This window comes from Propionispora vibrioides (assembly GCF_900110485.1).
GTDB lineage: Bacteria > Bacillota > Negativicutes > Propionisporales > Propionisporaceae > Propionispora > Propionispora vibrioides.
In genome coordinates this window covers 29,513-42,986 of record NZ_FODY01000028.1, presented here as the reverse complement: position 1 = coordinate 42,986, position 13,474 = coordinate 29,513, and the positions used below count along the sequence as shown (strand labels likewise).

The 13,474-nt window shown below is 53.1% G+C and carries 12 protein-coding genes and 1 other RNA gene; 3 read left to right on the top strand and 10 right to left on the bottom strand.

Annotated elements, in window-relative coordinates:
- Positions 1-7: 7 nt before the first annotated feature.
- The 3 genes from allE to allB are packed head-to-tail and all read right to left on the bottom strand — an operon-like array spanning position 8 to position 3,374.
- Entirely contained in the window at positions 8-766 is a 759-nt protein-coding gene (allE, locus tag BMW43_RS17720; protein WP_091750850.1) for a (S)-ureidoglycine aminohydrolase, read from the bottom strand.
- 11 nt (positions 767-777) lie between these two features.
- Positions 778-2,007, bottom strand: coding sequence for a Zn-dependent hydrolase (locus tag BMW43_RS17715; protein WP_091750847.1), 1,230 nt, complete (start codon positions 2,005-2,007; stop codon positions 778-780).
- 2 nt (positions 2,008-2,009) lie between these two features.
- Positions 2,010-3,374, bottom strand: coding sequence for an allantoinase AllB (gene allB / locus BMW43_RS17710; protein ID WP_091750844.1), 1,365 nt, complete (start codon positions 3,372-3,374; stop codon positions 2,010-2,012).
- 152 nt (positions 3,375-3,526) lie between these two features.
- Between allB and BMW43_RS17705 the strand changes: the two genes are divergently transcribed.
- A complete protein-coding gene (locus BMW43_RS17705) occupies positions 3,527-5,140 on the top strand; it encodes a PucR family transcriptional regulator (protein ID WP_177173661.1) in 1,614 nt (537 codons plus the stop codon).
- A 188-nt stretch (positions 5,141-5,328) separates the two neighbouring features.
- Here BMW43_RS17705 and BMW43_RS17700 read toward each other — a convergent pair whose 3' ends face one another.
- The 6 genes from BMW43_RS17700 to BMW43_RS17675 form a co-directional block, all read right to left on the bottom strand.
- The gene (locus tag BMW43_RS17700; protein ID WP_091750838.1) at positions 5,329-6,375 is read right to left on the bottom strand and encodes an ABC transporter substrate-binding protein; all 1,047 of its coding nucleotides are present in this window, start codon (positions 6,373-6,375) and stop codon (positions 5,329-5,331) included.
- An 18-nt stretch (positions 6,376-6,393) separates the two neighbouring features.
- A complete protein-coding gene (locus BMW43_RS17695) occupies positions 6,394-7,434 on the bottom strand; it encodes an ABC transporter substrate-binding protein (protein ID WP_091750835.1) in 1,041 nt (346 codons plus the stop codon).
- A 30-nt stretch (positions 7,435-7,464) separates the two neighbouring features.
- Positions 7,465-8,352, bottom strand: a complete 888-nt coding sequence (locus BMW43_RS17690) for an ABC transporter permease (RefSeq protein WP_091750833.1) — start codon at positions 8,350-8,352, stop codon at positions 7,465-7,467.
- Between the two features lie 13 nt (positions 8,353-8,365).
- Entirely contained in the window at positions 8,366-9,124 is a 759-nt protein-coding gene (locus tag BMW43_RS17685; RefSeq protein WP_091750831.1) for an ABC transporter ATP-binding protein, read from the bottom strand.
- A gap of 187 nt (positions 9,125-9,311) precedes the next feature.
- The gene (locus BMW43_RS17680; RefSeq protein WP_281246133.1) at positions 9,312-9,692 is read right to left on the bottom strand and encodes an arsenate reductase family protein; all 381 of its coding nucleotides are present in this window, start codon (positions 9,690-9,692) and stop codon (positions 9,312-9,314) included.
- Between the two features lie 22 nt (positions 9,693-9,714).
- On the bottom strand, positions 9,715-10,845 hold the full coding sequence (locus BMW43_RS17675; protein WP_091750825.1) for an efflux RND transporter periplasmic adaptor subunit: 1,131 nt from the start codon (positions 10,843-10,845) through the stop codon (positions 9,715-9,717).
- A 368-nt stretch (positions 10,846-11,213) separates the two neighbouring features.
- Between BMW43_RS17675 and BMW43_RS17670 the strand changes: the two genes are divergently transcribed.
- Together BMW43_RS17670 and ssrS are read left to right on the top strand one after the other, a co-directional pair.
- Entirely contained in the window at positions 11,214-11,840 is a 627-nt protein-coding gene (locus tag BMW43_RS17670; protein ID WP_245732575.1) for a M23 family metallopeptidase, read from the top strand.
- A 121-nt stretch (positions 11,841-11,961) separates the two neighbouring features.
- A non-coding RNA gene (gene ssrS / locus BMW43_RS17665) (6S RNA) lies at positions 11,962-12,137 on the top strand.
- A gap of 45 nt (positions 12,138-12,182) precedes the next feature.
- Here the strand turns inward: ssrS and BMW43_RS17660 are convergent.
- Positions 12,183-13,157 (bottom strand): L-lactate dehydrogenase, encoded by a 975-nt coding sequence (locus BMW43_RS17660; RefSeq protein ID WP_091750819.1) that lies wholly within the window; start codon positions 13,155-13,157, stop codon positions 12,183-12,185.
- Between the last annotated feature and the right edge of the window lie 317 nt (positions 13,158-13,474).

Below are 13,474 nucleotides of genomic sequence, written 5' to 3'. Positions count from 1 at the left end.
TCCTCGGTTATAACACGACATCCCGGTTGCAGTCTTTGGAATAAATATAGGCAAACAGGTCCCGGCCCACCCCATAAGCGCCCTGGGGCACATAGGGACCGAACCACATAAAGTCGTCCTTTTTGATTGGCAGCCAGGTGTTTTCCATCAGGTACATCCCTTCGCCGCTTAAAATATAGGCACCATGCTCCTGCACGTGAGTCTCCACAAAGGGATGGCAACCGCCCGGCTCAAAGGCCAGGATATGCATATTCATATCAAACCCCAGCCCGGCGGGCAGCAAGTCCTTGATATATACATTGGCCATATCGTCATAATTCCGGTAAGCGATCTCGTTGACATTGCCGGCACAAGTATACGCGGCTTTCCCGGCCAGCGGGATATAACGCTGCTTATACAAAAGCAGCTTGCTCGGTGCTTCACTGGAAAAGGCAATGCCCGCACCGGCCGGCGCGTAGATAAAACCGCCGGCAGTCAGTACAAACTGTTCCTGACCAACCGTAACGGCCAGCACGCCTTCGATGCAGTACAAGAAACTTTCGATCGCCGGCTCACCGCCGAAGGGTGCTGTTGTCCGGCCGCCCGGCGCCGCTTCCACCACATACTGGACAAAGCCGGCGCCCATTTTCGGCGAGGCCACAATACTAACCCGGCAGTTTTCGATATAAGGAATCACATTATTGACCAACCCGTCCTTCGGAATGATGGCATACAAGCCTGGTTTCACGATGGCACGGGTACTTAATACATCACTTGGATATCCCATGATTTTTCCTCCTATGGCAAATTTTCCAGCGTATCCAGCACAGCCAGCACGGCTTTGGCCAGATGGCGGCTGTCGCTATATTCCTCCGGGCAATGGCTGCGGCCTTGCCGGCTGGGTACAAATACCATGGCCGTCGCCACTGCCGTCGCCAATTGCAGGGCGTCATGGCCGGCGCCACTGGGCAAATGGCCGAAAGCATAGCCCCGGCGGCGGCAGCTATTTTCCAGCAGCCCCTGCAAGGTCCGGTCCAGTTCCACCGGCTGTACCGTCAGCGTGCGGTTTACTTCACAGCCGGCCTGCCGCGTCCGGGCCAAATTCCGGATAAAGCCCAGAATTTCAGTTTCCATGGCCTGTATATCGGCTTCCCACCGGCTCCGGATATCCAGACTGCACACTACCTGCCCGGCAATGGTGTTCACCACATTAGGCCGGATATCGCAAAAGCCGACGGTGGCAACAGCGCCGGGATAAGCCAGCGCCGTATCCTCGGCCTTGCTGATCAGCCGGGCGGCCAGCGCCAGCGCGTCGGTCCGCATGGTCATCGGTGTGGTCCCCGCATGATCCGGCCGCCCCTGCAAGCTTATCGCATAGCGGCGCATGCCGACAATACCGCTGACAATGCCGATTTCCTGCTGCTGCTGTTCCAGCACCGGCCCCTGCTCACAGTGAATTTCAATAAAACAGCGGATGTTAGTTAAGTCCCAGACGGCCTGACCGATCTGCTCCGGCTCCAGGCCGAAGCCTCGCATGGCTGCCGCCAGACTGATCCCCTCGCCGTCATGGATAGCAGCCAACTGAGCCGGCTGCCACAGACCTAAAAATGCCTTACTGGAGAAAAAGCCGCCGCCAAACCGTACGCCTTCCTCATCATTGGTGGCCACCACCTCCAGCGACCAGGGCAGGCGCCGGCCGGTCACCGCCAGTTCCCGCACCAGTTCCAGGCCGCAGACCACACCGGCAACGCCGTCAAAAGCGCCACCGCGTGGCACCGAGTCATAATGGGAACCGAGCACCACCGTTTGCGCCGTTTGGCCTTCATACCGCCCAATCAGAGCTCCTGATGCATCCAACCGTACAGTCATGCCGGCCTGCTTCATAGCTTCCGCCAGATAATCAATTGCCTGACGGGCTTCGACGGTAAAAGGCAGCCGGGTAACACCCTCCACGGTTGCCGAAAAGCAGCGCAGCTTTGCCAAATGACCTTCAATCCGTTCCGCCAGCCGTGCCAATTCCAGTTCCATAGCTATTCCTCCCTGCAGCGGCGGACCAGTTGACCGGTACACCCGTCCCGTAGCCGGCCGTCTTCCATCACAACCTGCCCCCGGACGATGGTCATAACCGGCGCGCCAGTGCCGCTAAGACCGGTAAAGGCCGAAAATTTATGCTTGTAAAGCAGCTCATCAGCAGTAATTTCCCAGTTTTTTTGCGGATCTATCACGGTAAAATCAGCATCCCGGCCGGGCATGACGGTGCCTTTGACACCATCCAGACCGAAAATGGCCGCCGGATTTATGCTCATCACCCGGGCCACCAACGACGGGTCCGCCCCCTTTTGCGTAATCGCCAAATCCCAAAAAGCCTGCAGCGAAGTCTGTACCCCGCTGATGCCGCCCCAGGCGCCAAAAGTGCCGGTCTCGGAAGCCTCCGCCTTCTCTTCCGGCGCGCAGGGCGAGTGATCGGAGCAGATGCAGTCCAGCGTGCCGTCCAGCACATAGTCCCACAGCTTTTTCCGGTCGGCTGCCGTCCGGAGCGGCGGCGAACATTTAAACCGGGGCCCCTCGTTCACCAGGTCCTCCCCGGTGAAGAGCAAATAATGCACACAGGTTTCAGCTGTAATATCCAGCCCCTTTACTTTAGCCTGCCGGATGGCTTCCGCCACGGCCGGGTGGGAAACATGACAGATATGGGCCCGGCCTTCCGTTTTATCCAGCAAAGCAATGATGTCGTTAACGGCTTTCAGTTCGGCCTCGACCGGCCGCGCCGCCAGATAATCGCGACGGCCGGTTTTCCCGGTGGCCAGACTGGCTGTCTGCAGCCGTTCAATCATGGCATAATCCTCACAGTGAAAGCCGGCCAGCCCGTCAAACTCCCGTAAAGTAACCAGTACCTGTTCAATTTCCGCTATATCCAGCGCCGTATAGTCCTGACCCGGATTGCACATAAAACATTTAAAGGCCAGCGTGCCTGCTTCCTGCAAACCGCTCAGTTTATCCAAATTCGTCTTGATCAGAGCGCCCCAAAAGCCGTAATCAATGGCTGATTTCCCCTGCAGCAGTTCCGCCTTACGGGCAAAGACCTCCCGGTCGATAACCGGCGGCCTGTTCTGCATCGGCATGTCGATCACCGTTGTCACACCGCCGGCCGCGGCCGCCCGGCTGCCCTGGGCGAACTCTTCCCGCCAGGTATAGCCCGGTTCGTTAAAATGTACATGGCAGTCAATCACGCCCGGCAGCAGGTATTTCCCTGTCAAATCCAGCACCTGTCGCGCCGGCACCGGCGTTTCACCGGCCAGAACGGCGGCAACCTTGCCATCCTTCACCGCTACCGCTGCCGCGATCACTTCATCGGCGGTAACCAATCGGGCATTCTTTATTAAAAGATCGTACACGGTGCCACCTTCCTTTACAACTTTATATTTACCGCTCCCACGTGGAGTGATATAATCTAGCCAAACTTATCAAGGTAACCGCTGGTTAGATGAACCTGCCGGAACGCGCAGCGTGAATTAATCAGTGGTTACCTGGCAAAGGGATGAACGGTATGGCAGTTACGTTGGATTGGTTTATTCATCACAGTCAGTTAAACAATATCCGTTTAGTTGTCGGCAATCTTCAGTCGTCCGGTGAAATTACCAGCGTCAACATCCTCGATAATCCGGATGTGCTGAAATGGTTTAAAAAGAACGAGCTTATCCTGACCACCGGCTATATTTTTAAGGATGACCCTGAACTGCAGCGTACCATTATCCGGGAAATGAAAGAAATCGGCTGCGCCGGACTTGCCGTCAAAATCAAGCGTTTTTTCAAAACCATTCCCGAGCCTTTGCTGGACGAAGCCAGAAAGCTGGATTTTCCGGTCATCGAACTGCCCTTTTTCTACGGCTTCTCGGAAATCATTCATACCGTATATAATAAGCTGTACCTGCAACAGCACCAACAAGCGCTCCAGGACCAGCAGCTCATTACGGAACTGAGCGACGCCTTTTTTCAGCATAAAGACCTGACTTGCCTGGTGAAAATCATGGCCGATTTTTTCGGCAGCCCGGTCTTAGTTACCGACCTGTCTTACGCCTGTCTCGCTCTGGCAGCACCGGCCGCCTTTGACAGCGGCCAGCTTGCCGAAGCGGCCGCTGTCATGGCCGACCGGCTCACCGAACAGACAATGCCGCTGACCGATTTCAGTCTCACTCTGAATGACCGGCAGTACCTTCTCTTGGCCAGCCTGCTGCCCAACCATCTGGGTTATCTTTGTCTCCTCATCCAGAGCCAGCCGGCCGCTAGCCAGGCTATGGCTGTATTACATAAAGCGGCTCAAATCATGGCCCTTGCCTGCGAACAGCAACAAGTGTCCCGGCCGGGCCCTGCCAACCGCGCTCATTTCTTCTTAAATTTTCTGATGCACCATACCCAGGCCACCCCGGAGGAAACGCAGCAAATCTGTTCCTTTTACGGGTTCAACTATCATAAAGCCTGGGTTTGTGCCAGCTTCTCCCTGCAAGCTTACAGCGATCTGCAAAAAAAGAAGCTCCTGACTTTGCTGCAAAACTATTGCTCTCAGACGCGCACCGACGAGACAGCCGTTTTCACCTGCGCCAACGACAGCCTGTTCTGCGCGTTTTTCCTGTTTTCCGTCGATAGCAACCCTGTCTATGCGATCAATGAAGTCCGCCATACCGCCAGACGGCTTTGCCAGCAAGCCCAGCAGCTCAGCCAACTTCCACTGCCGGCCGGCATCAGCGGTTTTCACCATACTTTGCAGGCTTTGCACACTTCCTTTGAAGAAAGCCTGCAGGCCCTTGCCCTGCAGCAGCGCTTAAAACAGACGGCACCGGCTTCTTATTTTCATCAGATAGCTTACCATTTATTGCTTCATTACTATAAAAAGGATAGCAGCCAAGTCATTGAAAGTACCCTGCAGCCGCTGCTCGACTTCGACACCCAGAACAATACCGATTTAACAGCCACGCTGAAAGTGTATTTTCAAAGCAAGTTCAACTCCAGCGTGGCCGCCAAACAGCTCTACCTGCACCGCAATACCATGCTGCATCGGATTGAAAAGATCAAAGAGCTTCTCCATACCGACTTGAGTGATATGGACGAAAATTTTCTGTTATATCTGGGACTCTGCTCTTGGGATTTACGAAAACAAAAGTAACATGATCCTGGGCAACCACTGATTAATTCATACTGCGCGTTCTGATGGAGCTTTTTCCGCCTGGCTGCGTCAGCAAAATCTTGCAATAGGGGCCGCTATTTCTGCGGTTTACTTCCTTACCAGACGAAAAAATCTCTCGCCAGCCCGACAGGTTCATTTAATCAGTGCTTACCTTGGCAACAAACTTCTTAGATTTTCACTGCTTCGGGGAAAACTTTCTTTAATACGCCGGGGTCCAGATAGGTTTTAGCCTCCGGCACCGCCTTGATATTCTTCATATCCAGCATGAATTCGGCCATTTTGTTGGCCCCGTCGACAAACTGCTGATCATAGTTCATGGCATACACGTTTTTCTGCATAATGCGGAAGCACTCATCTTCCTTGATGTTAATCCGTTTAGCGATGATGGCGGCAGCCTCTTTCGGATGCTGATTGATATAGTCAGTGGCTTTATGCAACGCTTTCAGCAGCTTTTCAGCCACTTCCGGATTCTTTTGGTAAAAATCATCGGTAACCTGGACCGTCATATAAAAGTCAATCCAGTGAACATCGCCCTGTTTGTCCGGTAAGTTGGAAGTCGTACCGCTGAACAGCAGTTTGCCACCCATGTCGACAGCCTTGCCAACCCACGGTTCCCAGGCCGCCATAGCATCAATATCGCCTTTTTCCAGCGCCGCCAGTTGATCGGAAACCGGCAGATTGACAAACTGAATTTTGTTGATATCGGTGCCGGTAGCCGCCGCCATATTGCGGATGGCGATTAATACACCGGCGCCGTTAGTCATGCCGATTTTCTTGCCTTCTAAATCCTTAGCGCTGGTAAGCTGCAAATTCTTGCGCCCCACCACGCTCTGCGTGCCGGCGGCATTGGCCAGCGGTGCCAACACCTTGACCTTTACGCCGTTGGCGGACACGGCAATGTTGTTATAGATCGAACCGAAGCAAATGCCCGCTTCACCGCTGGCAACCAGAGCTGCATTCTCATCAGGCCCGGTCATCAGTTTATTTTTAATATTTAAGCCCTCTTCCTTAAAATAGCCCATTTCCTCGGCAATAATCTGCTGTCCCGAAACCTGCGGGTCCAGTTCACCATAGGCGATGATTTCCTTGGCTGCCCCTGAATCGGCAGCCGGCGCGGCAGTCTTTTGTCCGCCGCCGCAACCGGCCGCTGCTAAGCCGGCTACAATGACCATCATGGCGGCGCAGCTACGCAACAATCCCTTTTTCATTCTCATCTTTGTTTCCTCCCTCTCTTATTCTGCTACCGTCACCAATTCCGGCAAGGCCTGCTTTAACAGCGTCGGATCGGCATATTGCTTGAACTCCGGCTTGCTGGGGATATTTTTCATTTCTTTCATAAACGAGGCCATTTCGTCGCTGGACTTTTTGAAATGATCGTCAAACTGCATGGAATATTTGTTTTGTCCCATAATCTTTTTTACCTGTTCTTTGTCAAGGTTGATCTCCTTGGCAATGATTTCGGCGGCTTCATCGGGATGCTCATGAATGAAATCGGTGGCCTTTTTCAACGCTCTCAGCATTGCCTGAATCTCCTGAGGATGCTCTTTCAGGAACTGGTCGGTCACCTGCATGGTCGTGTAAAAGCTCAGCCATGACACCGGTCCCTGCTTGTCCGGCAGATAGGAGTTGAGGCCGCTGAACAGCAGCTTGCCGCCGGCTTTAACGGCATTGCTGACCCACGGTTCCCAACAGGCCATCAGATCAATGTCGCCGCGGTCCAGGGCCGCAATCTGGTCACTGGGGCTTAAGATGACAAACTGGATTTTGTTGATGTCGACTCCCAGCTCGGCACACATATTGCGGATGGCGATCAATACGCCGGCCCCGGCCGCGATACCGATTTTCTTGCCTTCCAAATCTTTCGCCTTCTGAATGGTTACATTCTTGCCGGCCACCACTGCCTGGGTATTGCCGATATCGGCCATGGGTGCCACAATTTTAACGCCTACATTATTGGCTGCCACGGCAATGTCGGTGTACGGTGTTTCAAAGGATACCTGGGCCGTACCGCCCGAGATCAACGGTGAAATATCGCCGCCCGACTGGATCAGCTTATTGGTCACCTTGACTCCCTCGGCGGCAAAAAAGCCCTTTTTGTCGGCAATAATCTGCTGCGCCGAAATCTGCGGATCAATGACGCCATAGGCGACAATCTCCTGTGACGCCGCTTTGGGTGCCTCTTTCTCCGTCTTCTGGCCGCCTGAGCCACAGCCGGCTACCAGCGCGGCCAGCATACAAACCGCCAAACCTAACCCTACCATACGTTTTCTCATTGTTGTCCCCCCATGCTTTTTTATTGATAATCAATGTTCCACCGCTTTACTGGCCCCGGCTTTTTTCCATTTAAACAAATGGTTTTCTATGCAGGTCAATATCCCGTAAAACAGGGTATATTCCAAACCGATCAAAGTGGCCGACAAAAACATATCGGACATTTTGAACCAGTTTTTGGCATTCACAATGATGTAGCCCAGTCCGGATGACGCGCCCATCATTTCGGCCACCACCAGGGCGGAAAAGGTCAACGCCAGACTGATTTTCATACCGGCGAAGATATGGGGCAGGGCCGAATGCAAAATGATCTTGGTAAATACCTGACGGGGCGTGGCTCCCAGACTGCGCGCCGACCGGATCAGCACCGGATCGGTATTTTTTATGCCGTCCACAATGTAGCTGAGGAGCGGTATAAAGGTGGCGTAAGCGATCAGGGCAATCTTAGATGATTCGCCAATGCCGAACCAAATGAGAAACATCGGCAAAAAGGCGAATACCGGAATGGGGCCCACCATATTCAGGACCGGCGACAGGATATTGTCAAACTCACGGCTGGTAGCAATCAGAATACCCAACACCAGGGCCACCACCACGCCGATGGAAAAGCCGGCAATCATCCGGTAAAAACTCATAGTCAGATGATCAACCAGGGTACCGGCCATAAAATATTCATAGCCTGTTTTCACCACCGTCACGGGTGACGGCAGGAACACCGGATTGAACCACTGGTTCAATCCATTCAGATGGCTGACAAATTGCCAGATACAGAAGAAAATGAATAGGGAAATGCCTTTGTAGTATTTATTGTTTCGTTCTTTTCTGGCTTCCGAAATTTTCCGGGGAACGATCGCCTCTTCCTGCGGTAGCGCAGGGAGCCCTCGCTGCAGCTTCAGCAAACCTTCTTCCATTGTCGTCATGTTAATCACCTCTCTATTCCGTAATGACTGACTCTGCCTGATTATCGGTCAAACCTTGTTCAAAAAGCTCGACATAGCTTAAAAACTCCTGCGACTTTGTCTCCCGCGGCCGCGGCAGGTCGATCGGCTGGTCCAGGGCAACCTCGCCCTGCTTTAAGAGCACTACCCGGTCGGCCAGGTAAACCGCCTCCGGTACACTGTGAGTAATGAAGAAGACGGTCTTTTGACTCAATTGCCAGATCCGGATCAGTTCCTTGCGCATGGTATCGCGGGTCAGCGCGTCCAACGCCCCCAGCGGTTCATCCATCAGCAGCACGGCTGGATCGTTAACCAGCGCCCGGGCAATGCCCACTCGCTGCGCCATGCCGCCGGACAGTTCGGCCGGATACAGCTTCTCATACCCCTCCAGCCCGATCAACGAAATGTATTGAGCAGCGATCTGAGCCGCGTCCTTCCGGCTTTTCAGCCTGAGACCGAACTCCACATTCTCCTGCACCGTATACCAGGGAAACAGAGCGTGCTGCTGAAATACGACGCCCCGGTCGGCCGCCGGGCCTTCCACCCGGTTATCGTCTACCAGAATACGGCCTTTGTCCGGTTTCAGGTAACCGGCCAACAGGTTGAGCAGCGTGGATTTGCCGCAGCCGCTCTTACCTAAGATACAGATGAACTGGCCGGTCTCTATCGTTAGGTTGATATCCTGCAAAACATATTGCGGTTTTCCGTTTACTTCATCAAAAGCTTTATAAATATGTTCAAAGCTGACCGCCATCGCTTTCCCCTCCAAAAACAAAATGGCGCAAACCGGTTTTCACGGTTTGCGCCATTGCAAATTTGCTTAATCAATTTGAATATGGGTTTATTATAGTATGTCTAGAACCGTCGCTCAATGTTCACATGCACATTATAGTTATTTCTCACTATGCTCATTGCACATATGGAACTTTTCCCATAAACGGTCAGTCCATCATTTCCCATTCAGCTTCTTTAAAACCCACCAATACCCGGTCCCGGGTAATCAACAGCGGACGCTTGACCAGCATACCGTCGCTTGCCAGGAGCGCCAACTGCTCTTCTTCACTCATCCCCGGCAGTTTATCTTTTAGAGACAGCGACTTATATAAAAGTCCGCTAGTATTGAACAGTTTCCGCAGCGGAACACCGGCTTTAGTGTACCAGGCTGTTAGCTCTGCCACCGACGGATTGGCTTCCTTGATATTACGCTCCTCATAGGATATCTGGTTTTTCTCCAGCCACTGCCGGGCCTTCTTACAGGTACTGCAAGCAGGATAGCAGAGAAACAGACAGCTTGCTTCCATCCCAATCACTCCTTTGCTGATAATCACTATGTCAAAGTCGGACTCATTGCAGCACGACCGCTGCGCCGGGACGCAGACCGTCAACCGCGCCGCTAAGCACCAGCGTATCCGGTACAAGGCCTGCGCTAATTTCCGTAAAATCGCCTACGGTTTCACCGGCAGCCACTGGCTGTGTCCCGACGGTATTGTCCGTCACAGTATAGACAAAGTAACTCCCAGCCGCATCCTGTTGCAAGGCTGCCGACGGAACGGCCAGCACCGGCACCGTCTGTCCCGTTTCCAGGACCATTTGTACGGGAGTCCCCGAAGTCGGTCCGGCCGGCTGACCGGCCAGTTTGACATGGGCCCGGTAGGTGACGGACTGATCCTCTGCTACTTCCGGATAGATACCCGAAATCTGGCCCGCCACAGTTTGCTCACCCAATTGCAACGTAACTGCCGTACCCAGCCGGCATACATACAAATCGCTTTGCTCCAGTGAAATGACCGCTTCCAATTCCTGCCCGCTGCCTAATGACATAAGCTGCTGGCCGGACGGTACGCTCTTGCCCTGCGCGGTCATCAGTCCGGTGACGATCCCATCGGCCGGCGCTCTTACTTCTACCGGACCACGGGGCACGTCAACAACAGACTGAGTACTTCCCGACGCCGCCGGCGCACTGTCCTGACTCTCCTGAGCGGCTTTAAGACGGGCTGCCGCCGCCTCCAACTGTTTGCGGGAAATCGCTCCCAGTTCGTATAATTTTTGATACCGTTCAAATTCCTGCTGCGCATTCTCGTGGGAAGCCCGCGAGGCCGGCTGGCCGGCCGGCGGCAGCGCAGGCTTTGCCACCGGCGGCGCAGTGACCGCCTCCAGGGTCAGCAACGGCTGCCCGGCTTTAACCGCTTGCCCCGGCACCACATAAAGCCTGGCAACAGTTCCGGCATACTCTGTGTAAACCGGCAAAAGCTGGGCTTGTTCCAGCGAACCGGGCCGGACAAGTCTGAGCGGCTTGTCCACAACACCGGCAGCAACCGCCGTTACGGCAGCAGGCGGCTGTGACAGTTGGAACTGGTGCCGGGCCCAACGCAGCAGCGGAAACAAATGATAACTGACGGCAATCAGCAGTGCCAGCCCGAGCAGCAGCAAGCCGCCTACCAGCACCGGCTGATTTTGCCGGATTGCTATTTTCATATACTTTTTCCTCCGTAAAACTAACACTAACACTAACAGTTACTATGTTCTCACTTTTCCCTGCCGTCGTCAAGGCAAGCGCCTTATCTGTCTTAATCCGGTAAATATTGGGCGGTCTAGGAACTACCTGATGTATTCACGCCGCACATCCTGACGGATCTTTTTCCGGCTGGCTCATTAAATCAGCGGTTCCCTAGTTTCCCATCTCTTCGTTATCGTCAGTCAGCATACCGCCGGTAGGCCTCCTTTCTCCGCAGCACTAATAAAAAAATGAACAAAAGCCGCCTATTTCCGTTATAATGTATACTGTAGCAAACGGTCAGGAGAGCTTTCCTTCCCGTCCGGTGCTGCAAGGAGGTATATATTTTATGCAACTGTCTTATAAAACAGCCGGCAGCCGCCAGGCTGTCCACCCACTTCAAAGAACGGCGTCAAGCATCTGCCTGACCGTTCTGGCCATCTTCTGCCTGCTCTTTGGCATCGGCAGTCTGGCAGCGTATCAGGAAACGGCCGGCCCCAATGCCGCCATCATCATAAAAAAAGGCCCGGCCGCTACTTTGCAGCAGCAGCTGGCAGCCCAACCGGCCGATTCAGCCCTGGCCACTACCCCGTCAATCTGGCCGGTCTACGGAACGATCACCTCCGGCTTCGGCTGGCGCAGTTCGCCGCTGGAAAGCGGCAGCGAACTGCACCAGGGACTGGACATCGCCGTCGGCACCGGCACGCCGGTCGTCGCCACGGCGGACGGCAAGATAGTGCTGAGCGGCTGGGGCGGCGGTTACGGCAATCTGGTTAAAATTGATCATGGCAACGGTCTGGAAACGCTATACGGGCACAACGACAAAGTGGCTGTCACCGTCGGCCAGGAAGTCAAGAAAGGACAGATCATTTCCTATGCCGGCAGTACCGGCAACAGTACCGGTCCCCATGTCCACTATGAAATCCGAAAAAACGGCACCGCCGTCGATCCCATGGCTTACCTGGTATTATACTAACGACTGCATACCGGCGCATACCTCAGCATACGTCAACCTGACTAAACAGAACCGCCATTTTTCTTGCTTACCGCCTATTGCTTAACAACAAAATCCGTGTTATTATGTTAACAAATAAATCATATTCCTGTGATGCTCGCGAACTTTTGCTATGTTCAACCTACTTCATTAATTAGGGATTTAGATGGTATGCGGCTGCCGGGCCACCAACAGAGTGGAGGGCAAAACCATATCTTATGAAGCCCACCTGCTAGCGGCAGGTTTGAACATACCAGGTGGCGGCATCCTGGGACCAGTAAGGGACTTATCTTTTGATAAGTCCCTTTACCGTTTTTAGCCGGCTTACTTACCGCTTGCGTTGGACTTTCCTGCGGCAAGTGTTCGCAAAATGCTCTTCAAATGACTCACGCAGTGGTCCAGCTCCATCCTCCCTTTTTCATCCAAGGGCAACTCCAGCACCCGTTCGATGCCGTTTTCCGAAATGACAGACGGCAGGCTTAAAGCCACATCGGTCACGCCATATTGTCCGTCCAGCACAATAGATACAGGCAGTATGCACTTTTCATTGCGCATGATGGCGGTCACCAGGCGGCAGGCGCTTAAGGCCACGCCGGAGCTGGTATGCCCCTTCAAAGCCAGGATATCGAAACCTACGGTTTTCATATCCCGCAGGATTTTATCCTTGTCGATTTTTTCCGTTAAACCGAATTGTTTTTCAAAATCGTCAAAAGCAATTCCCACGATATTGACGGTATTCCAGGGAATAAACGCCGTGGCGCCGTGTTCACCCAATACATAGCCTGTCACGTTTTTCGCATCAACCCCGCAGATATCGCCCAGCATTTTGTTGAACCGGGCCGTATCCAGCAAAGTCCCGGTGCCGATAATCTTTTCCCGCGGATACCCGAAGCGGGTTTGCGCCACATAGACCAACACATCCAGCGGGTTGGAAACCAAAATGACAATCGCATCCCTGGTATATTTCGTAATATTGTCCATGACTTCCGATAAAATAGCCACATTTTGCTCTAATAGTACCATGCGGTCACCATTATTGCCCTGTGTAATATTGGCGCCCGAGGTGATGATAATGATCTTGGCATCGGCGCATTCCTCATAGCCGCCGACCCGGATCGACGTATTGGCACTATACACAAAGGCGGTTGTATGGCTGGCATCCAGCACTTCGCCCCGCGCCTTATCCTGGTTGCGGTTGATCACCACAATATCATTGACCACATTGAGCCGCAGCACCGAATTCAAGATGGCTGACCCTACATTGCCCGCCCCGATAATAACAAGTTTTCCGCTTTTCATCCTACACCCTACTCCCCTTATATGGCAGGTCTCTGCACCTGTCTCTTTTTATCTATAGCACGCCAGGAATTTGAATATAGAATATTCCGCCGTCCCGGCAAAAATCCTGCCGCAGCAATCTGCCAATTCACACCACCAACTGTATTTCGCCAAAAACTTTTAATGCTAAAGGCACAAATGTGCGCATTGTACCTGCATCGAATATATAGAAATTTTGTAAACACGCAACTTTTAATGGTATATAATTTACAAACGTTCATATTTCAAAATATTGATAAAATAATATTCCTGGTCTATAATTATGACCATAGAAACCA

What these genes read in the sequence shown, in the direction of transcription:
- BMW43_RS17690 (WP_091750833.1), bottom strand. Translation starts at nt 8,352, where the DNA reads ATGACGACAATGGAAGAAGGTTTGCTGAAGCTGCAGCGAGGGCTCCCT.
- BMW43_RS17695 (WP_091750835.1), bottom strand. Translation starts at nt 7,434, where the DNA reads ATGAGAAAACGTATGGTAGGGTTAGGTTTGGCGGTTTGTATGCTGGCC.
- BMW43_RS17715 (WP_091750847.1), bottom strand. Translation starts at nt 2,007, where the DNA reads ATGGAACTGGAATTGGCACGGCTGGCGGAACGGATTGAAGGTCATTTG.
- BMW43_RS17675 (WP_091750825.1), bottom strand. Translation starts at nt 10,845, where the DNA reads ATGAAAATAGCAATCCGGCAAAATCAGCCGGTGCTGGTAGGCGGCTTG.
- BMW43_RS17660 (WP_091750819.1), bottom strand. Translation starts at nt 13,157, where the DNA reads ATGAAAAGCGGAAAACTTGTTATTATCGGGGCGGGCAATGTAGGGTCA.
- allE (WP_091750850.1), bottom strand. Translation starts at nt 766, where the DNA reads ATGGGATATCCAAGTGATGTATTAAGTACCCGTGCCATCGTGAAACCA.
- BMW43_RS17685 (WP_091750831.1), bottom strand. Translation starts at nt 9,124, where the DNA reads ATGGCGGTCAGCTTTGAACATATTTATAAAGCTTTTGATGAAGTAAAC.
- BMW43_RS17670 (WP_245732575.1), top strand. Translation starts at nt 11,214, where the DNA reads ATGCAACTGTCTTATAAAACAGCCGGCAGCCGCCAGGCTGTCCACCCA.
- BMW43_RS17700 (WP_091750838.1), bottom strand. Translation starts at nt 6,375, where the DNA reads ATGAGAATGAAAAAGGGATTGTTGCGTAGCTGCGCCGCCATGATGGTC.
- BMW43_RS17705 (WP_177173661.1), top strand. Translation starts at nt 3,527, where the DNA reads ATGGCAGTTACGTTGGATTGGTTTATTCATCACAGTCAGTTAAACAAT.